Raw genomic sequence first — 20,471 nt, 5'->3', positions numbered from 1 at the left:
GTTTCTCTCGGTGGTCAGATCGAGGGGTCTCGACCCTCCTCGGCGCCTCCGAACCCGAAGGTGTGTCCGTCCACGACCGAAACCGCTAATCGGCGCGCCCGACAGGTGACAGCCAATGCCCTCGCCTGAGGAGACGACCGCGGCCGCGCGCGAGTTCCTCGCAGACCACCCCGACGCCGAAGACGCCTTCGCGGCCCTCGTTGAGCGCGACGCCCGTGGCGAGCCGTGGACGTTTGCCGATATCGATCTCGACTCTGGTCGGTTCGGCGAACTTGTCGCCCGCGATCTCGCCCGTGAGGTCGATACTGGCTATCGGCTCGAGAATCCGAACGCGATCCGCGCCGCCATTGAGTCGGGGCCGGCCGACGCTGCCGATACGACTGACACCGCCACTAACTCGTCTACAGTACCCGAGGGAAGTAACGGTAATGCCAGCGAGACTGCCGCCGGTGATTCCGTGATGTCGCAAGTCTCCTCAGTAGCTGCTGTCGATGCTCTCACATTCCTTGGGCTTCTTGGGGGGCTGCTTGCGGTCGCTGGCGCACGCCTCGTCGCCGCGCCTGCGGTGTTCCAGCGGGGTTTTGTCGTCTCTCCAAGTAACGACACGTACTTTTTCCGTTACTGGCAAGAACGGCTGGCCGCCCGCGCGGACGGAATCTTCGATCTGGGGTTGTTCACAAACATGGGCGGCGCCGCGGGCACGCGTCCGCTTGCCCATGCGGTCAACTCGTGGCTGACGGTCCTACTCGGTGGCGTTGACGCTGCGCCCGTGGTCGTCGCGTGGCTCCCGATCGTGGCGTCCGTTTGTCTGGGGTACCTCGTCTACCGGACCGCACGCCTACTCACCAGCGACGTGCGCGTCGCGCTCGCCGCCGTCCTGTTCTACGGGCTCGCGCCCGTTAACGTCGTGTACACCTCTGTGGGCTTTCTTGACCACCAGGCCCACCAGTACTTGTGGCTCGGTCTGCTCGTCGCGGCACTGACCGCGCTCGGGGTTGATGTCGCGCGCCGGCTCGAACACACCGACGCGCAGACGGCTGCTCAAGCGCACGCACGCGATGCAAGAATGTGGCTCGCCGCGTTCGCGCTCGCTGTCGCCGTCGCGGCGTCCGCGCACGCCTACGGCGGCTCGCCGCTCACGTTCGTCCCAGTCGCGGCCGTCGTCGGGCTCCGCGTCGCGCTCGACGTTCGGCGGGACCTCTCCCCGACTTACGCCAACGCCCCGCTGCTTGCTGGGCTCGCGCTCGGCGCTGCGGGAGCGCTCGCCGCACACATCGCGTTAGGCTGGCACGAGTCGATCGCCGCGGTCACGCCGGTCCTCGTCGCGGGCGGCGCGCTCGTCGTCGTCGGGCTGGGAGAGCTGTGGCGCCGCGTCTCGCTGCCGCCGCTCGCCCTTGTCGCCGCCGAGGCGGTCGTCGCCGTGGGCGGGTTCGTCGCCTATGCGCGCCTGCGTCCGGGCGACATCAGCCGTCTCCGGACGCGTGCCAACGACCTGTTCTTTCGGGAAGGCATCTCTGAGACAGCCTCGCTGTTCAGCCCGGACTTTGCGGTAGTGTTTGGACCGCTCCTCCAGCTCGGGCTTGGGTTCTACTTCGCAATTGCCGTCCTCGCAGTTGCGACATGGGTGGTCACACGCCGTTACCAGCCCGGCTGGCTCGTCGTAGTCTGCTTTGCGTGGTACTACACGTTGCTCGCAACGATCCAGGTCCGCTTCGCTGGGCAGTTGGCGATCATGATCGCGCCCTTTGCAGGACTCGGTCTTGTCTACCTCCTGTCAGCAATAGACATCGCACGTCCAGTGGCCGCCCTCGGTCGCGGGAACGAGGCTGACTCCTCGTCGACCCGCGGTCTCTCAACCCGTGGTCGACCGAGTCACGCCGGAGCGAACAGCAACTCGGATGGAGGGACCGCGATCACGTCGCTTGCGCTGCCTGAAGGATCCCGGCTGCGGGGGTATCTGGCCGCCACAGTCGCGCTCGTGTTGTTGTTCAACCTTCTCCTCGTCCCGTCGCTCGTCGGGCAGACCACCTATGATCGCGCGCAGTTTGACGCTGCGCTTACGATTGATTCTCACGCCGAGGACGCTGACCGTGAGTACCCACAAAACTTCGTGTTGAGCCAGTGGGGTGACAACCGAATGTACAATTACTTCGTGAACGGTGAAGCCCGTAGTTACGGCTACGCACGAAGCAACTACGATCAATTCCTCGCCGCTGCGCACCCAGATGAATGGTACAACCGATTTCAAGATCGTGTCGGGTACGTCGTCGTTACTGAACGCGAAAACACACCTCCAACGGCGTCTACTTACACAGCCCTCTATGATGGGCTCGGCGTCGGCGTCAACGACACCACCGCAACCGGCCATTATCAGCTACTCACTTTCACTGAGGGGCTCCGGACGTTTGCGGTCGTCCCCGGCGCGACGATCTCCGTGCCAGAGCCCAGTTCTGTCGGTGTCGAAAACGGGACGGTGACCGCAACAACAACTGTGACCGTACCCAATTCGTCCGGTGAAGTCACAGCAACTGGCACAACGTTCGAGTATATACGCCACGCTGCTGTCTCGAACGGAACAGCAACAATCCGGGTCGCACACCCAGGGGAGTATCAGGTTGGAACACAATCTGTGACCGTAACCAATGACGCTGTTCACAACGGCAATCGAACAGTCGTTCAGCCGAAATAGTCTGTCTCGGTATCGGCTCTTTCCTGTCGAGTAAATTTGTGGCGCACAATCTCAATGACCTACCCTCCCCTACCTTCTCCTCCTCTACTCGCCCCTTGAACTGGGGTAGTCGCTTTGCGGGTAACTGAGGTACTATTTCTGTGGTGATAGATATGCGAAGCCAAGAATTGCTAATACGGTTACGACGATCCCGAATCCAGGAACTTCTGACTCTGTCCCCTCATCAGTTGTATTGGATGGTCCATCGTCTTGCTCGGTCTTTTGATTGACAACATCATTCGATGTCTCAGTTTCATTGCCCTCTTGATTAGAGGTGCCATTGGGCTCTGCTGAGGTAGTGCTCTCCTTACTTGATGTATCGGTAGCTGTTTGATTCTCATTCACAGCCGTTTCATTCTCATCTACGGCCGTTTCGTTCATGTCTACTGCCGTTTCGTTCATGTCTACTGCCGTTTCGTTCATGTCTACTGCCGTTTCGTTCATGTCTACTGCCGTTTCGTTCATGTCTACTGCCGTTTCGTTCATGTCTACTGTCGTTTCGTTCGTGTCTACTACTTCGTCCCGCTCATCTTTTTCATTCCTGTCATCATCGTCACTACGTGAGCTACTTGACCCATCTGTCCTACCTCCATCGTCTTTGGTATCCTCTGATTGAAGCTCTGTAACGCCGTTCGCGAGCGTTTTTGTTGACTCGATAACGCTGCGAGGTGCAGGTTGGTTGAGATAATTAGTGTTTAATACGACGTAATTATTGTTCTCACCCGCGTTTGTGCTAGCATACGGCTGTCGATCAAGAATTGACGCCTCAGAGTCTGTCACAATCAGCAACTCAGGGTTGGTCTGAAGAATTACCTCATCTGAAAGTTGTGGATACCCGTCTGCCTCTGACGCGGCGACGTTGGTTGTCCCACCAATCTCCATGATTTCGTTGATGAAGGTATTGTCAGCCGCAACGAATCCTCCCCCAAGCGGATACAGTGCGTCAGGGCGATCAAGTCTAGCGGTCTGGTTTTCTACATTTTCCACCGTTTGGTTCATCTCCGTATTCACCTCCGCTGCTGTCTCGCAGTTTCCGACAAGACGGCCTGTGCGCTCTGTTTTTGCTGCGATATCATCGACATCGGTAGCAGCGGAGAAATGGTAAACAGTGAGGTTCTGCGTACGAAGATCTGCGACCTGTCCAGCTGAGGCATTCGGTGCCAACACAAGATCAGGATTAGTCGCAACAACTTTTTCGACGCTAACACCAAATTCTGCGGAGACATTTGCTTTGTTGGCAGTCCCGTTCAAGTACCCCGCAAATTCGGTTACACCGACAACCCGATCTTGTGCACCTAACTCCCAGAGCGTTTGGGCGGCTGATGGGTTTGTTGTCGTGATCCGATCTGGCTGGTCATCAAGCGTGATTTCTGTTCCTGTTGCGTCTGTTACAGTAAGTGGGAACCCACACGTATCACTACTATTGACTGTCTCATTTGTTTTGTTGGCTTGAAGATCTTCAACAGCAGCAGCGAGAGTTTTGGTCGATTCAATCACACTCCGGGGCGCCGGCTGGTTTAGATAATTTGTATTCATAACTACATAGTTATCTTCTGCCCCAGCAGTTGTGCTCGCGTAGGGTTCCTTATCAAGAATTGCGCCCTCTGTATCGGTCACGAGTATGATCTCAGGGTCTGTTTTGAGGATGACTTCATCCGAGAGTTGTGGATACCCATCTGCCTCTGATGCGGCGACGTTGGTTGTCCCACCAATCTTCATGATTTCGTTGATGAAGGTGTTGTCAGCTGCAACAAATCCTCCCCCAAGTGGGTACAGTGCACCGGGACGATCAAGCTCAGCAGTCTGATCTTTAACGTCCTCTACAGTCTGGTTCATTTCATTATTCACCTCCGCTGCTGTCTCGCAGTTTCCGACAAGACGGCCTGTGCGCTCTGTTTTTGCCGCAATATCATCGATATCCGTCGCGGCCGGGAAATGGTAGACTGTGAGATTCTGTGCACGAAGATCTTTGACTTGACCAGCTGAGGCGTTTGGTGCCAACACAAGATCGGGATTAGTCGCAACAACCTTTTCCACGCTAACACCGAATTCTGCGGAGACATTCGTTTTGCTGGCAGTCCCGTTCAAGTACCCCGCAAATTCGGTTACACCAACAACCCGGTCTTGCGCACCTAACTCCCAGAGCGTTTGGGCTGCTGACGGGTTCGTTGTCGTGATTCGATCCGGCCGTTCATCGAGCGTGATCTCTGTCCCTGTTGCATCGGTCACGTTGAGCGGAAACCCACAGGTGTTGTTTTCTGCTGTCTGTGCCGGTCCCTGACCGCTGTAATCGGCAGACAGACTTTCACTCTCTGTGTGTTCGAACTCTGCTCCTGCCGGGTGTGCTCCAGCGGCGGCTCCTGAAGCTCCAACAACTGCTGTCAGCACAACCACCGCCAGTAGAATCACTCGTAAGTTCTTCACAGTTGGCAACCGGGTTTATGAAATATAATTTTTATTATTCCAACCTTGATTGCGTTGGCATGTGTCATGTGTCTGATCAAACTATTGATAGTCACGTCTGACGCAGAATGACTCGTTCCACAGCCACGTACTCTGCGCTCGGTCAGGTCAACCCACAACCAACACATTTTCATACGGCTCAACGGAGAAACAACCAATGAAACTTGCAACGATTGGGGTCGGTAACGCAGGCAGTAAGCTTATCGACCAGATGATCGAGTTTGAGTTTGAGACTGGTCGTAACCTGTGCCGTCACGCACTAGTCATCAATACGGCTCGGACAGACCTCGCCAAACCACAACATCTCGATGAAGATCGCCGGGTGTTAATCGGCGACACCCACCAGAAAGCGCGTGGACACGGGGTTGGAGGTGATGCTGAAGTCGGTGCTGAGGTTGCACAAACAGACATTGATGAAATCAGACGCGTCTTCGACGATGTTGAAATTCACGAGGTTGATGCTGTCTTAGTCGCAGCCGGCCTCGGCGGAGGCACCGGCAGTGGCGCTGCTCCCGTTGTTATTGACGAACTACAGAAGATGTACGATGAGCCGGTATACGGACTTGGAGTATTACCTGGCACGTACGAGGGCGGCCGGCCGGCACTCAACGCTGCCCGCTCGCTTCAGTCATTCGTCAACAAGGTTGATAATTTCATCGCGTTCGACAACGATGCGTGGCGCTCTCGTGGGCAGACTATTGAGCAGGGCTACGAGGAAATGAACGAAGAGCTTGCAACACGCATTGTCACTCTACTCGCTGCCGGTGAAGTTGATGAGTCGGAGGTTGGTGAGAACGCGATGGATTCGAGTGACATTATGCGAACCCTCGATACCGGTGGTGTCTCCTCAATTGGGTACGCTTCAACTGACGTTACCCCCGCAAAAGAAGGGTTGTTAGCCAATTTCAAAGAAGTTGATGACTCACAGAGTGAATCAACAGATGCCGCAAAAATCAAAGGCCTAGTGCGTCGAGCAACGAACTCTCGGCTCACGGTCCCATGTGATGTCTCGAGTGCTGACCGTGCGCTGATTGTCTTTGCCGGGCCGCCTGATGTGATTTCACGAAAAGGGGTTGAATCTGCTCGTGAATGGCTTGAACAAGAAGCTGACACCGTTGATGTTCTTGCTGGTGATGATCCTCGTCCTGACTCGTCAACCCTTGCGGCTGTGGTGTTGCTCTCAAATGTGACTGATACACCGCGGATTAACGAAATTCAGGATCAAGCTGTCGACGCACAAAACAAAATTCAAGAACAGGATGCGGTTCGCGAAGAGGAAATTCAGTCGTTGATTACCGATGACGACAATGATCTGGACCCTATTGTTTGAGCGGCCACGGCGTCAAACGCTTGTCCGACAGACGCATCACCACTCTGTTGGCTGCCACCATCGCTCGCAGCCGTTGGTGTGTAAATGAAGGTAGCACTTCTCGGCGTTGGCGGGTGTGGGACCCGACTTGTTGATCAGTTTGTTCGAACTGAACAGCGCACAGGCCGGTCGGTGACGAATGGAAACGTTCTCGCGTTTCACACTGAATCACAACCACTCTCTCAGACAACCGCCCTCAGTACTGACCAGCATATCCTTCTTGGCGATACACACCCGGCAGTACTTCGACGAGACACAAACTCTCCTGCGACTGACGCCCAAAATTCGTCTCACGATCCCAAACGACACTCAGAGACATCCACCACCACGAGTCAACACAGCACCTCCAGTAACTCGCGCCCGCGTGGATATGATATCAACGAGTATGGTGTTGGTGGTGATCCAGATGTTGGCGCACAAGTTGCTAAAGCGGACCGGCCAGAAATTCGACGTGCACTCGATAAAATCGACGAAACAGAAGTCGCAGCAACGATGATTGTTGCCGGACTTGGCGGCGGCACTGGTGCTGGCGTTGGGAGTGTGTTGTTGGAAGAACTCACCGATATTTATGAAACTGAAGTGTACACACTAGGTGTTCTCCCTGCTGACACGGAGTCCGACCAACGCGCACTGACCGCTGCCCGTGGTCTTCGAACACTTGTCCCACGCGCTGCGTCAACGCTTCTTGTCGACAACGACTCATGGTCTCGCGATAGAGACGCTGTTGCTGATTGCTATCAGTCGATCAATCAGATGACTGTTGACCGACTGTTGAGCGTTTTTGGTGCCGGTGAAGCCAACGCCACGTTTGAATCTGAACTTCGGATTGACCCTGCAGATATCTCACGGACACTTGCTGTTGGCGGGGTAACAACTGTTGGTCGCGCCACAATTGAAATTGACAGTAACGCTCATGGACTTCTTGCTCGGATTCTTCGCCTGCTTGGTCGATCACAGTCTTCTGGGTCCACTCCGGTTGATGCGTCGAAAATAAAGACACTCATTAGTCGCGCAGTCCAATCGAAACTCACGCTACCTTGTGAAATCACCTCTGCAGACCGGGTTTTGCTCATTCTCAGTGGGCCTCCAGATACAATCTCTCGGAAAGGATTTGAGACTGGCCGGTACTTGCTTGAAGAAGAAACGCAGACCGTTGAAGTGCTTGCTGGCGATGAGCCAATTCAAAACACAACAGAACTCACAGCAACTGTCGTCCTCGCAAATGTGACGTCTGTTCCACAGATTGATGAACTTCAACGTCGCGCGGTTACTGCTGAAGATGCTGTCACGACAACCTCGGGACCCTCAACTACTACAGAACAGACGACGACAACTGATGAGGTGAACTCACAGACTGTTGAGCCATCAGCAGATGAGGACTCAATCCCCACCGAATTTGATTTCACCAACGCTGAAACGACCTCTGAAACATCGGACTCAACCGAGCAATGACAAGCGATCAGTCAGAACACACTTTGAGCGACACGGAAGAGAACATTATGGAGGCAACACACACAGCGTTGCTCAAACACGGCTATGCTGATCTCTCAATTGCCCGTATTGGTGACGAGCTTGATAGATCAAAATCCTCTATCTACCATTACTATGAGTCAAAAGACGATTTGCTTATTACACTGCTTGAGTTCACTGTCAACAAATTCGAATCAGCTCTTGATGCTGAGCGGAGCCAGAATCCAGCTGAAACCCTGAAACAGCTCATTGCCAAACTTCTCGTGCCGGACCCGCCCGAAGACGATTATCAGTTTCAAACCGTGCTTGTCGGCTTTCGATCACAAGCTGTCACGAACAGTCGCATCCGCGCTCAATTTACGCGCGTTGATGAACGGTTAGCAGATACGATCCGGGAGATTCTCGAACGTGGTATTGCTGAGAATGTGTTTGAGGACGTTAACGCCTCTGAAGTCACAGAATACATTCTCGCAACGATTAACGGAGGCATATACACCCGTGTTACAACAGATCGAGTAGACGCCGTCACGGCAACGCACTCTATGCTTGTTTCGTATATCGATTCAGAACTCATCCAAGATGCGGTCTGATCCGTTCCTTGTCGGTTTGGATTGCTTCGCCGAGTTCTCCAATTACTGATAAGACCGGATACTGTGGCGCGTTGCTATCTGAATAGAGGTACTCACAGAACTCGATCTGTTCATCAGATATCTCCTCACTTGGGGGTTCAGCAACCGGTGGTGAGTGAAGATTTCTCTGTCGCTGTTCAGCGATACCATCCAACTCTGCCTCAAGATCCTGAAGCGCACACCAAACATCAAATGCGGCCTCCCTGCGTCGTGTGTGAACGGATCCGAAGTGCGAACAAAGATTATGCCGTCGGGTTTCAATCTCAGTAAGCTCCGTTTGATAGTTTGCGAGCCGGTCGATCTCCTCTGTCAACACCTCTATCAGCTCTGCACGTACGTTGATTGCCTGCTGGCTCCGGTCAACGATTGCTTGGTGGACCGCTGGGGTGAGAATCCGATTTGTTGCCAACGACGTCACTATATCTTCTCCAAGCTCAGCCGCGAGATTTTCAGCAAGGCTCTCTTCATCGCCGATGCCATAGTGCGGAACTGATCGTACTGTTTCCTCGTACGCAGAAAGTACATACTTGAGTGTCGCATCTCCGGGACTTGTGGGTACGTCCATTACGTCTGTCCGGTCACCTACATCCGTTGGTGCGGCATCTAACGATTCAAGCTGTACTGGTTCGACCTGTTGTATCTGCGTCTGAAACCGACGAAATGCGTCTCGTTCCGCAATAACACACTCTCGTTCATCCTGGCATGTTTCAATCGCTGTCTGGAGTTTACCTACGACAACTAACAACATTGCTCCAAGACTAGCAATAACTCCCACCACAAGCGGCGAGGTAAGCAACTCAGCACCGCTACACCACATATCTACGCATGCTACAGACCGATCAGCAATAGGTATGTACAATCTCATAACGCTACAATCATTTCATACAGTCTAACTATTATTGATCTTTTCGCCGGTGAGCAACTGTGGTGATCCCATATCCTGTGGGATTGTCGCTGCTGGAGACCGTTCCATCACTAAGACTAATGTGACATCGCGCTTTTGACTCTTGATGGTGATTTCTCATGATCAATAATGCCATCTACGACATTTAAGTTCTGGCCCCACCGACGTGGGGCATGGAACAACCGCGCCGTAACGTGCTTGCCGGTCTCGGCGCTGCCGCAAGTCTTGCTGGCTGTTTGAGTGTTGATGGTGTGAGATATCCAGACGAAATAGAATCCTCAGACGAGTCAAATACTACGCTGGAAGCTGGCACCGATGAGTCACCTACGGATAACTCAACAGATGCCGACGGTTACGCCTCCGACCTGATACAACGCATTGCTGAGAGGACGCAAGCGATTGTTGCTGATGTGGTCTGGTTTGCCATTTCTTATCCACGCGCGGTTGAGTCATACAACCAGGCCGTTGACAGTGTGATTGAGACTATCGACACAGTCCGTACCACAATCCATCAGCCAACGATGCCAACAGCCGAGATGGTTGACCGACTCGAAACTGTAGGATACAACGCTGCGGACCGCGCGGAAACAGCGTTTGAACCCCACTTTTCTCCGGGTGGCCTTCTTCGATCGCGGACCGATATGCATATCCCGGCTTTGGCTCGCGCAGCACGCCGTAACGATGCTGACCGATTTGTCGAGGAACTCGGTCGGATGCGCCTCTCGTTTTTCCAAATCCAGACTCCAGTGTATGTTAGTAAGCGTTTTTCACGTGACCCTATTCATAATCGGTTACTTGACCGGCTCGTGCCACGCGCTACCGGAGATGTGCTGGTCGAAGTTGCGGTCCCCACTCGTCGTGGTTTCACGACGCTCGCACACGAACCATATGTCGATGAGGATGGGAGCTATCCGCCTACGTTCACCGCAGACCCGCTTCCAGCCGCCCGTCGTGATAGGCTCCGAAAGCGGCTTGGGCCTGTTGTCCAATCGTCAGAGCGTACTGAGGAAGTGTTCCTGACGTTTACAAGCCGTCCAGATCCTGTTACCCGCCAACAAAATGCCTTCCGTGGACCTCCCAGTGATCTGGATGGTACCCCACTATATGTCCAACAATATAATGATCCTGAACGCGCGCGCGAGCAACTCTCAGATATCCTTACAGCCGGCGCTACAGAAGGCATGGCTTCTATCACTTCAGACGTCACCCCTAGGACCGATTCGGTTGAATGGCATCGGTATTACCATCGTGAAGCAGGTAGTGACCGGACGAACCTGGATGAATTTCCTGGTGTCCAATACGGATACCTCCTCCAAGCTGGTCCGTTCATTCTTGCCACCGGATTTTCTGGTGACGCATGGGAAGAACGACCTCGTTGGCAGGGTCAGCTGACTGAAAGCTGGTTGTTTCAAAATACTGAACAACCTACGTGATCAGGATTTAAGCCAGATGCCACTGATTAATGACCATGAATTTCCTTCATCACCGACGACACTTCCTCGCTGCTGTTGGTTCTCTCTCAACTGCTGGTTGCCTTGTGCAGCGTGATACAGCAGCGACTGATGTATCTGAGGACCCGCCCCGCTCTGACACAACCGGATCGACACACTCGCAGACGAGTACAAGCAATGAATCCAACTCAATGGACTCTACTCACACAGATAACGGTCCAACTGATACCACAACCTCGCTCGATACCGTTGGTATTGCCGTCGAAGAGATTCGTATTGACCGTATTATTGAATCACCCTATCAATCTCAGATTGTTGCTGACATCGTCATTTCGAACGTCGGACCAGCACAGTATGGGACTCTTGAGTTTCGGGCTGACGCCTACTATGAGCCACCAGCTGATGACCGGACGTACCATCCACCACGTGTTTCTACGCGGACCGCGGTCGGGCGAACGTATATTGAGCGTCAGTACGACTCATTCGACTCAGGAACACGGACTCTCCGTGGGATTGTAATCCAGTACGATGCTGATGATGCGAACGGTTCAACAGATCCTGCCAGATTTGATATTGAACTTGCTGTCCGCCGAGTGAACCGCCTTGGAGCTTAACTCTGGGGGCTTCACCAGCCCGTCAAACACACACACACCAAACGTGATTAGCGGACAGTTATGAACATCACGGCGCGGGGGACATGAGAATAGCACAGATTGTGCTTGAAGGAGCATCTGTGGGCCGGTGGGTTCTGGGAGAACTCGTGTTACGGAGAATTGAGGAGAAAGCCTCGCGCTTTAGCGCGGGGATGAATCCGACACTACCCGTCACATTCCACCGTTCGATGGCACGGCTGGATATTCCACGCTGAGCAAATACACACCTTCAAGTAAGTATATCTACATAGGTTACGTATGGCGAAACAGGTCGTCACCCGCACTCACACTGCGTCCATACAGAACCAGTCTCGAGTGCAAGACGACCTTGATTCGCTCGGGTTCGCTGCCTCGAAACTCTGGAACGTCGGACGGTGGACGTGTAGTCGGATCTGGAATGAAATTGGTCACATCCCGAACCACAACGAACTCACTACGTACCTCAAAAGTCACGAACGCTATGCTGACCTACATTCGCAGTCAAGTCAGCGAGTCCTTCAAGAACTCGCTGAAGCGTTCAACGGTTGGTACGGTAAACGACGCAACGGGGACACGAAAGCGAACCCGCCCGGCTACCGTAAACACGGCGACGAACACCCGCGTTCCACAGTGACGTTCAAAGCCGCTGGCTTCAAACTCGACACGCAGTACAACCGCGTTCGACTCTCAAAGGGGTCGAACCTCAAGGAGTATTGGTCGGACTTCATCCTGTGTAAGTACCAGACTCGCCCCGACGTTGATCTCTCGACTGTCGAGAACGTCCAACAGGTTCGGGCAGTTTGGACAGGTGAGAAATGGGAACTGCACTTCGTCTGTAAGGTTGAASTAGAGGTGGCTGAAGCCCCCGGTGAGAAGGCGGTGGGCGTTGATCTCGGGATCAACAACTTYGCCGCGCTTGCCTATGAAGACGGCCACAGCGAGCTGTATCCGCTGAACTGTCTGAAGCAGGACGACTACTACTTCAGCAAGCGGATTGCCCGGTGTGACGACTCGAACTCTGAGCAGGCCACCCGGCTGAACCACAAGAAGTCGGCTCGTCGCACTCACTATTTCCATACGCTCTCGAAACACATTGTTGAACGGTGTGTTGAGCAAGGCGTTGGAACGATCGTAGTGGGAGATCTCTCGGGAATCCGCGAAGAGGATGACTCTGACGAGTCGAGAAACTGGGGCAAACACGGCAACCTCGACTTACACTCGTGGGCGTTCGACCGGTTCACAGACCTTCTCGAATACAAGGCAGAGGTGGAAGGTATCACTGTCGAGGAAGTCTCCGAGGAGGACACGTCGAAGTCGTGTTCGTGCTGTGGTCGCAAGCGTGACGCGAACCGAGTTGAACGTGGATTGTATGTGTGCGATGAGTGTGGGACGGTAGCGAACGCGGATGTGAACGGGGCAGAGAATATCCGACAGAAAGTATCTCCAAGTCCCGCCACGGATGGCGGTGATAGGAGTAACGGCTGGTTGGCACAGCCATCGACGTTCTTGTTTGACAAGGGGACTGGTGCGTTTGCACCTCAAGAACAGGTCACGTCGTAAACCACAATATCCCAACCCAGCGGCACGGTGCCGTGGGAATCCTCGCGCTTCAGCGCGGGGAGGATGTCAAGCTGGGATGGCGGGCAATGTTTCGACAGACACGATTGAGCAGTGCGTTGCGCGCACAGAACGTATCTATGTGGAGCGTGTTGTCTTCAAGTCTTTGAGGCTCGCGGCGAACTTGTCGGGTGAGTGGTCTCTGTACAGTTCACGTAGGAGAGGTTGTCAATCGCGAAAATCGATTGACCACGGGTTGCCCTACCGGCTCAGGCCTGCCGTACATAACCGACTGTCTCGAACGATTAAACAATGGTTGACACTCTCTACCGTGAACATCATAACCCACAAAGCATTTATAATAACCGATGTTTGTTTCAGACGCCCCTACCTCCGAACACGGCAGACGCGAGTAATCCAACACACGGTAACCGTCTCACAACCAGACCGAAGCTGAGACGGTGTGTCGCGGACAAAACGACTGGCGTACTCGGATGCTGACAAAAACCAAACAATGACAAACGACAATACACGCTCGAAGGCCAACGCGGTCTTCTTCAGTGCCATCATGGTAATCTCTATGGTGGCAGTTGGCTTTGCTGCAGCGCCGGCCGCTGCGGCAGTCAACGATGGGTCGGTCACGTTTGAGGACCAGACCCTCGACGATGGTACAGTAGAGGTTGACTATAGCGACTTTAGCAGTGACAACGGTAGCAGTGCCGTTATTGCTGTCACCTATGAAAACGACGGAGACGCGGTTCTCGCCGGTGTTTCCGACACTGGATCCACTGATAGCAGTGGTACCGCTACCGTCACAATTAGTGACGCAGGCGGGTTCCCGGGTCAGCACACTGCGCACCTGTTCGACTCGGATGACGTGCCTGATGTGAGTGCTGGCGACGTGGTTTCGACCACCGGATTCGACACTGACACCGCGGATGTGACTGCACCAGAAGATCGTTCCTCTGGTAGCAACCTTGTTGCAGACGGGAATACCGTCTTCCAGGGTGAAGACGACGTTGTCTTCGTCGGGAACGCTTCTCAAGGAATAATCTCGCACAGCGAACTCTCCGGCACGTCCGGCAACCGTGAGGGCACGCCGCTTCAGGATCCGATTCCGGAAGACGAGGAAACGGGTACTTATGACCTGAATGGTCCCGACGATGGTGACGGTGGCTTCAGTACCACGGTCATCTCGCCCGACATCACGACCGCAGAGGTCCAGCTGAGTAGCGGAAGCGACGTCAGCCAAGTTGGTCCCGACTCTGCGGCCAATCTCAAGGTCTTTGCTGAGTGGAACTTCGGCGACGCTGAAGGCCTTGCCATCACCGTGGAGGACCCGAGTGGCGCTGATATTACCGATGAAGTCTTGACCGGCGACGATGTCCTCCAGTACGGTGAAGGCGACGAAACCGGTGATGCTGCCAGCGTCGGCCTGAATCTTCAAAACGAAGATGCCGGTGAATACACCGTCATCTTTGAAGGTAACGACGAGATCGACCAGGATAGCGTGATTGAGGAGTACACGATCGAGCTCACCACCGAGGACGAGCTCTCGATTGATGTCGCAGAAGACTCTGTTACGCAGGGTTCCAACGTTGACTACACGGTGAGCGGTGGGACCGACGGTCAGTTCCGCCTCGTCACTATTGACGAAAACGACTTCGCGGATGGTGTCAGCGATGAAGATGCTGCTGACATCTTCCGGAACGTCGACGACGTCAGTGAGACTGGCTACAACTCGGGTAACGACGAATACGCGTACGCTATCATCGAGATCGACGGCACGACGGCCGTCGGGTCGATAGAAACCCAGTTCCTCGATACTGGTGATGCTACTGTCGAGGTCTACTCTAGCGAGACGAACACGTCGTCGCTAGACAGTGACAACCTCGAAGACGATGTCGACCTCGAAGTCACCGAGGGTGAACTCACACTTGACAGTCCGACGGATGAGTACACCATCGGTTCGGAAGTTGACGTGAACGGCACCGCCGAGGCGGCTGACGAGGTGCGTCTCTACGCGCTTAACAACGACAACTGGGAGCTTGTCAAGGTCAACGGTCAGACCAACATTGACGTTGACTCTGACGATACCTTCGAAGTCGAGGATGTCACTCTCTCGAACGGTGACGGTGGCGGTAATGACATCCTGGCGTTCGAGGGTCAGTACCAGATTGGCGTAATCGACGCGGACGACGCACGCAACGTCCAGCTGGACTCCGGTGACGACAGTGAAATTAACACCTCGTCGTGGACCAGCAACGATGGCACCCGTGCCACGATCTCCGTTGAGTCGGGCGGCCTCACGGCTCAGTTCGGGACCATTGACGGCCAGTTCGCCACTGAAGACAACACGATGACTGTCAACGGGACTGCAGAGGGGCAGTCGAATGTTGTTGTTGCCTTCGTTGGCGAGCGTGGCGACGTTGATGTCACGGAAGTGTCTGTTGACAACGACGGTACGTTCGACGAGGAAGATGTCAGCGTCGACCTTTCACAGGGCGCCGCATCCGGCCACGTCATCTCGCTTGGTCGTGACGGCACCGTCGGTGACGGCGACCTCCCGAACGCTTCGGGCGATACGGTCGCCATCGATGAGCTGTCGAGCTTCATCACCGACCTTGAGGACCAGTCGCTTACCGGCAATCAGGTCCGTGACCGGATTGTCTCTCAGACCACTGAGGCAGATGCGACGGACGACCTGATGATTTCGACGACCTTCCGTGTCACCGAGGCTTCGGTCTCGCTTGACTCGGTTTACCCGGAAGGCGCTCAGGCAGACGGAATCAACCCCGTCGCTGCTGGTGAGACGATGGTCGTGGAGGGTTCGACGAACCTCCAGCCTGAAGATAACTCCATCGTGCTCAACGTGCTCAACCAGAACGATAACTCGGTTGAGTCTGCGTCTGTCGACGAGTGGGGCAACGATGGCCAGTTCTCCCTGACCATCGATACCTCCGACCTCGAGACGGGATCGTACACGCTCGAGGCCGACAGTGGTGACACCACTGACTCCACCGACGTCGAAATCGTCGAAGAGCGGCAGACCGACGACGGCGCTTCCGACGGTGACGACGGTGGCGACGGCGACGACGGCGCTTCCGACGGTGACGACGGTGGCGACGGCGACGACGGCGCTTCCGACGGTGACGACGGTGGCGACGGCGACGACGGCGCTTCCGACGGTGACGACGGTGGCGACGGCGACGACGGCGCTTCCGACGGTGACGACGGCGGCGACGGCAGCGACGGCGGCGACGGCAGCACCGAAGACGGCACGCCCGGATTCGGCGCGCTTGTCGCCCTCGTTGCGCTCATCGCGGCTGCGTTGCTCGCGACCCGTCGCAACAACTAACGCCAGCTAATAACCGAACGGATCACTCCGTTCGGCCCTTGCGGTGCGTATTTTCATTTTTTGCGGTTGTACAAGGCTCACCAGCTGCTAGCGCAGCGGATAGTATTTAGAAGCAAAAAAGAGTTCAGCCGTTTACGATGGGTTTGATGTTCTTCCTGCCCTGAAGGTCGAGGATTCCTTCGTGAGATAGCACACCGTTTGTGCGTCCCCCAGAGAATACGAGAAGCGTCGTGGATCGCCTCAGCGTTTTTGAGGTGGAACCTCCGGCCTCTGGGAGCGACCGAAGCGTAACAAGGAGAGTGAGTAGGCCGGAGGGGAAACCGACATGGGACGACACAACCGGCATACTGCGACCGACTGACTCCTACATATGTGACATCCTCCCGCCGTTGAGGGCGCGGGCCTCCCACCCGGTGTTGGCCGAGCAGGTCAATCCTGCAGATTGGGAGTCTCAGGTTTGCTGGACAGTCAGCCAGTGGCTTTGCCACGAAGCCGTTACTCGTACTCTGTCGGGGGCTTTGAGCTTGAGAAGCACGTCGACTACAGCGCTGTGAAAAACATCGATGGTGACCCCTCGGTTGTGACAGGCCCAACACGACGCCTCACCGAGATCATGTTTCTTTTTCACACATTCAGGATTTTTGTGAGGCGGGCATAAAGGGGCCCACAGAAAGTATTTACAAGCGAGAACGGTAGTGTGAGTTGATTATGAATACACGCGTTTCGCTCAGCATGGCGATTCTCTTCCTTGCGGTTGTCTGCCTCGCTATGCCGCTCAGTATGTCAACTGCCGCACAGCCACAGTCAGCTCCTGCAGTTGGGTTTGATAAGGCACAGACAACCGTGACGCAAGGCGACGTGGCTACCCTTGGAGTACAGATGCGTGACACTGATGAAGTCACACTCACCATTCAAGCACCGAATCAGCAGTATCAGTCAACACTCCATGCCTACGACACCGATGAAGATGGCTCCGTTACTGTTCAACTCAACACGCTCCACCCAGTTGGTGTAGATAAGAACAACCGGTTCACGGCTGCTGGTAGTGACTCAGTCCGACTTGTGTCTGAATCTGGACTGTCAGAAGGGGCCGCACTCAACACCGGCCGGTATAATCTCATCGTTTCAAGCGACAAAACAAGTGTCGCGGCGGTGCTTATGATCACTGAACCGGTCAACCCAAATAGCACGACCACAGCCGTCCCCGCTGAGACGTCGTACAAACAGATTAATTCGGCGCTAAAAAACAAGGCGCAGTTGTCGACAACCGCTTCTCCTGACACTGCTGATACAGACTCGCTTGAGGTTGCCCGTGGTGATGAGTTCTGGACACGGCTTCCGATTACCGGGATAGGGGGTATCCTCACTTCATCAACTCCATCATCAAACCTCGTCTTCCCTGCTGATAGCACTCCTGGTGTTGAGACTACCCACACAATTGAAGTGAATAGTAACGAGACCGTCTCCTTCAGTTCCGTCTCAGTTCAGTATCAGGGCAGTCACACTCGGTCCCACGCGGCAACTCAACGTGTTACTCAATCCGATATCGACGTGCTTGGAATCGACGCAAACAAGAACGGATACGTCGACCGCTCGCTGAAAGGATCCATTCAAAGTATCCAGACGAGCACAGACGGGCGCCTCGCGATCTCACTTGACCAACCAGTTGAGATCTCAAAGAACAACACACTTCGTGTCGCATATGACATTGAGAATCCCGAGGTCACAGGCCCACAAGACGTATCCGTTACGCTTCAACACGGTAACACAGTCCATCAGAGCAACGGCGTTATTACATATGGTCTTGCTGGTCAAGGTACTCTTGGCCATGGTGTTGACCTTCGGCTAATCTCGACAGAAGGTGATTCGCCTACTGACCCGCTTGCTGTCGTTAACCCCGTATACAACGACAGTATATCCGGTCTCGCTGTGGGAGTTGACACAAACGCACTGGAGCCGGGTGAGTATGCGATTATGTTTGATGTTGGTGAATCAGCGCCGAGTTCAGTGCCGAGGGTTTCACATCAACAGTCATTCACCGTGTCTGAACCCACCGCTGAACTAACAAACCATAGCATCAGTAACTCCACCCGGCTATCACTGACGGCCGACACTAACCTCGCGTCAAACAGCTCCGTGATTATTCGTGTCACGGCTGATGAGAAATATGGTGGTGTCAGTCAGGTTGTCAATTGCGTAGCCACAGTAGATACTGACGGCACCATTAGTTGTACCCTTGAGCTCTCTCAGCCCGCTGATGAGTTCAATATTGATGTTGCTGTCAAACAAGATGGAACCGTGATTGCTGGGCCAACGAAGATTAATTAACGCAACTCCTTGAACTCAATGCCGCACTCCGGACAAGTGCGCACGGAGAACACTTCATCAGAGTCATTCTCTTTTTTTAGGGTTGTTTCGCATTCTGAGCAGTTCAATCTATCATACGTGTCGTTAAACAGGTCGCCGTCTCGCAGTCCTTTCCGTGTCGACTTCATACGTCAAAGATATTCTTGAAGTGGCAAGTGAATCGCCTCGGGGTCAAGCCCCGAGACTTCCCGTTTCCACGACGTGACTTGCAGACACACGCTGGAAATTAGCGGTATCCGTAGCGGCCACAGTCTCCACGGGCGTTTCTTCGGGCCACCCCAGCCCTAACTCAGAAAAGCCGCGCTGTAGGACGTTCATCACCGCGTTCGGGTCTCTGTCCGTCACGAACCCACAACTCGGACAGGAGTGTTCCCGCACCCAGATGGGTTTCGCCGTCTCCACGCCACACGACGCACACTCCTTCGTCGTTCCTCGGGCTTCGACCTGCACGACGTGCGTTCCGTGCAGGTCGGCTTTGTATTCGAGGAGTGTGATGAACTGTCGCCACGCCGCATCCTGCTTGTTCCGAGCGTTACCGTCGCCCTGAAGCATTCCAGCGACATCCAGGTTTTCTACGAACACGGCGTCATACGTCTTGACGAGCCACGTCGTAATCTTGTGCTGGTAGTCCAGCACCTTCCGACGAATCCGACGCTTGACCTTGGCGACATTCTTCCGTAGTTTCTCGTAGCTTTTCGACCCTTTCTCCTTCCGCGAGAGTTTGCGTTGCTCGCGTCGGAGTCGCTCGTACTCGTCTTCGAGGTCGAGCCAGTCAACGGTCTTGCCGTCGCTCGTGTGGATGTAGTTGAGGATGCCGAGGTCAATACCCACGCTGTTGCTCGCATCGAGCGTTCCCACGTCGGGTTTCTCGGGCAGGTCGGCATCATCTGTTTCGAGTCCGAAGGAGATGAACCACTCGCCGGTCGTCTCCTTCTTGAACGTGACTTCTTTGATTGTGGCGTGGTCAGGAATCGGGCGGTGGTAACGGATTTTGACCCAGCCGATTTTGCTGAAGCGAACGTAAGCAAACCTGTCTCGGCCCCTCTTTTCATCGAGGTCGAAACCAGACTGGTTGTACGTCACACTTCGATACTCTGTGGGTGCTTGTCGTTTGAGCCGACCGACGTTGTACCCCTTCTCTTTCTTCTTACGAAGGTTCGAGAGGTTACGGTGGAATCGTGCAACGGTGGCTTGTGCGGCTTTTGAGTGCAGTTCACCGAATATCGGCCACCGACGTTTCCACTCTGGGAGTTTGTTGTTCTGGTCGTACTCGGGCGGTTTGTCGTCCTCTGGACTGTTCTCGTAGTCCCAGCGGACGTGGTTGTAGAGTTGGCGATGAACGTCCAGATGATGTTCCAGTCGCTCCGCTACCTCGTCTGTCAGGTAGGCGCGGTAGCGGTGACTATGTTCCATCGCTGTCTTTTGATTAGGAACGTGTTAGCTTAATGGCTTGTATCAGCGTGTGTCGGCTTGATCCCCAAGGTCAAGCCTCGGGGTATTCGCCTTGTCCGGTGATAAAATGCGGAACGTATCTACACTGCTC

The 20,471-nt window shown here is 54.6% G+C and carries 12 protein-coding genes and 1 pseudogene; 9 read left to right on the top strand and 4 right to left on the bottom strand.

Annotation, left to right across the window (positions count from 1 at the left end):
• Positions 1-115 precede the first annotated feature (115 nt).
• The gene (locus AMR74_RS10160) at positions 116-2,689 is read left to right on the top strand and encodes a hypothetical protein (protein WP_053771940.1); all 2,574 of its coding nucleotides are present in this window, start codon (positions 116-118) and stop codon (positions 2,687-2,689) included.
• 599 nt (positions 2,690-3,288) lie between these two features.
• Here AMR74_RS10160 and AMR74_RS19930 read toward each other — a convergent pair.
• Positions 3,289-4,957: pseudogene (locus AMR74_RS19930) on the bottom strand (PGF-CTERM-anchored ABC transporter substrate-binding protein); the annotation flags it as partial.
• A 391-nt stretch (positions 4,958-5,348) separates the two neighbouring features.
• On the opposite strand from AMR74_RS19930, the gene AMR74_RS10150 reads away from it, so the two are divergent.
• The 3 genes from AMR74_RS10150 to AMR74_RS10140 all read left to right on the top strand — a co-directional run bounded on the left by AMR74_RS10150 (position 5,349) and on the right by AMR74_RS10140 (position 8,620).
• Entirely contained in the window at positions 5,349-6,521 is a 1,173-nt protein-coding gene (locus AMR74_RS10150; protein WP_053771938.1) for a tubulin/FtsZ family protein, read from the top strand.
• 84 nt (positions 6,522-6,605) lie between these two features.
• Positions 6,606-8,012: a tubulin/FtsZ family protein gene (locus AMR74_RS10145; protein WP_053771937.1), complete on the top strand. Its 1,407-nt coding sequence runs from the start codon at positions 6,606-6,608 to the stop codon at positions 8,010-8,012.
• Entirely contained in the window at positions 8,009-8,620 is a 612-nt protein-coding gene (locus AMR74_RS10140; protein WP_053771936.1) for a TetR/AcrR family transcriptional regulator, read from the top strand. The genes AMR74_RS10145 and AMR74_RS10140 overlap by 4 nt, the downstream gene beginning before the upstream one ends.
• On the opposite strand, the gene AMR74_RS18470 is transcribed toward AMR74_RS10140, so the two are convergent.
• Entirely contained in the window at positions 8,601-9,407 is an 807-nt protein-coding gene (locus AMR74_RS18470) for a DUF7260 family protein (protein ID WP_449272032.1), read from the bottom strand. The genes AMR74_RS10140 and AMR74_RS18470 overlap by 20 nt on opposite strands.
• Before the next feature lie 329 nt (positions 9,408-9,736).
• Between AMR74_RS18470 and AMR74_RS18465 the strand changes: the two genes are divergently transcribed.
• The 5 genes from AMR74_RS18465 (at position 9,737) to AMR74_RS18460 (ending at position 18,889) form a co-directional block, all read left to right on the top strand.
• Positions 9,737-10,996, top strand: coding sequence for a hypothetical protein (locus AMR74_RS18465; protein WP_077152280.1), 1,260 nt, complete (start codon positions 9,737-9,739; stop codon positions 10,994-10,996).
• Between the two features lie 35 nt (positions 10,997-11,031).
• Positions 11,032-11,628 carry a hypothetical protein gene (locus AMR74_RS19115; protein WP_167551907.1) on the top strand — a complete coding sequence of 199 codons (597 nt, stop codon included), beginning with the start codon at positions 11,032-11,034 and terminating at the stop codon, positions 11,626-11,628.
• 297 nt (positions 11,629-11,925) lie between these two features.
• A complete protein-coding gene (locus AMR74_RS10135) occupies positions 11,926-13,206 on the top strand; it encodes an RNA-guided endonuclease InsQ/TnpB family protein (protein WP_053771935.1) in 1,281 nt (426 codons plus the stop codon).
• Positions 13,207-13,717: 511 nt separating this feature from the next.
• Complete coding sequence (gene csg, locus AMR74_RS10130; protein WP_077152279.1) at positions 13,718-16,561, top strand: HVO_2072 family ArtA-dependent S-layer glycoprotein; 2,844 nt, start codon at positions 13,718-13,720, stop codon at positions 16,559-16,561.
• Between the two features lie 732 nt (positions 16,562-17,293).
• Positions 17,294-18,889: a DUF7827 domain-containing protein gene (locus AMR74_RS18460; RefSeq protein WP_077152278.1), complete on the top strand. Its 1,596-nt coding sequence runs from the start codon at positions 17,294-17,296 to the stop codon at positions 18,887-18,889.
• On the opposite strand, the gene AMR74_RS19865 is transcribed toward AMR74_RS18460, so the two are convergent.
• Together AMR74_RS19865 and AMR74_RS10125 are read right to left on the bottom strand one after the other, a co-directional pair.
• Complete coding sequence (locus tag AMR74_RS19865) at positions 18,886-19,056, bottom strand: HVO_0758 family zinc finger protein (RefSeq protein WP_303646288.1); 171 nt, start codon at positions 19,054-19,056, stop codon at positions 18,886-18,888. The genes AMR74_RS18460 and AMR74_RS19865 overlap by 4 nt on opposite strands.
• Before the next feature lie 43 nt (positions 19,057-19,099).
• The gene (locus tag AMR74_RS10125; RefSeq protein ID WP_053771934.1) at positions 19,100-20,341 is read right to left on the bottom strand and encodes an RNA-guided endonuclease InsQ/TnpB family protein; all 1,242 of its coding nucleotides are present in this window, start codon (positions 20,339-20,341) and stop codon (positions 19,100-19,102) included.
• Positions 20,342-20,471 lie beyond the last annotated feature (130 nt).

The organism is Halorubrum tropicale (genome assembly GCF_001280455.1).
Lineage (GTDB): Archaea > Halobacteriota > Halobacteria > Halobacteriales > Haloferacaceae > Halorubrum > Halorubrum tropicale.
Note: the sequence above shows the minus strand (reverse complement) of the source record. Positions and strands in the feature narration are given on the sequence as shown.

Coding starts and splice junctions, on each gene's coding strand:
- AMR74_RS10160 (WP_053771940.1), top strand. CDS start 116: ATGCCCTCGCCTGAGGAGACGACCGCGGCCGCGCGCGAGTTCCTCGCA.
- AMR74_RS10150 (WP_053771938.1), top strand. CDS start 5,349: ATGAAACTTGCAACGATTGGGGTCGGTAACGCAGGCAGTAAGCTTATC.
- AMR74_RS10145 (WP_053771937.1), top strand. CDS start 6,606: ATGAAGGTAGCACTTCTCGGCGTTGGCGGGTGTGGGACCCGACTTGTT.
- AMR74_RS10140 (WP_053771936.1), top strand. CDS start 8,009: ATGACAAGCGATCAGTCAGAACACACTTTGAGCGACACGGAAGAGAAC.
- AMR74_RS18470 (WP_449272032.1), bottom strand. CDS start 9,407: ATGTTGTTAGTTGTCGTAGGTAAACTCCAGACAGCGATTGAAACATGC.
- AMR74_RS18465 (WP_077152280.1), top strand. CDS start 9,737: ATGGAACAACCGCGCCGTAACGTGCTTGCCGGTCTCGGCGCTGCCGCA.
- AMR74_RS19115 (WP_167551907.1), top strand. CDS start 11,032: ATGAATTTCCTTCATCACCGACGACACTTCCTCGCTGCTGTTGGTTCT.
- csg (WP_077152279.1), top strand. CDS start 13,718: ATGACAAACGACAATACACGCTCGAAGGCCAACGCGGTCTTCTTCAGT.
- AMR74_RS18460 (WP_077152278.1), top strand. CDS start 17,294: ATGGCGATTCTCTTCCTTGCGGTTGTCTGCCTCGCTATGCCGCTCAGT.
- AMR74_RS19865 (WP_303646288.1), bottom strand. CDS start 19,056: ATGAAGTCGACACGGAAAGGACTGCGAGACGGCGACCTGTTTAACGAC.
- AMR74_RS10125 (WP_053771934.1), bottom strand. CDS start 20,341: ATGGAACATAGTCACCGCTACCGCGCCTACCTGACAGACGAGGTAGCG.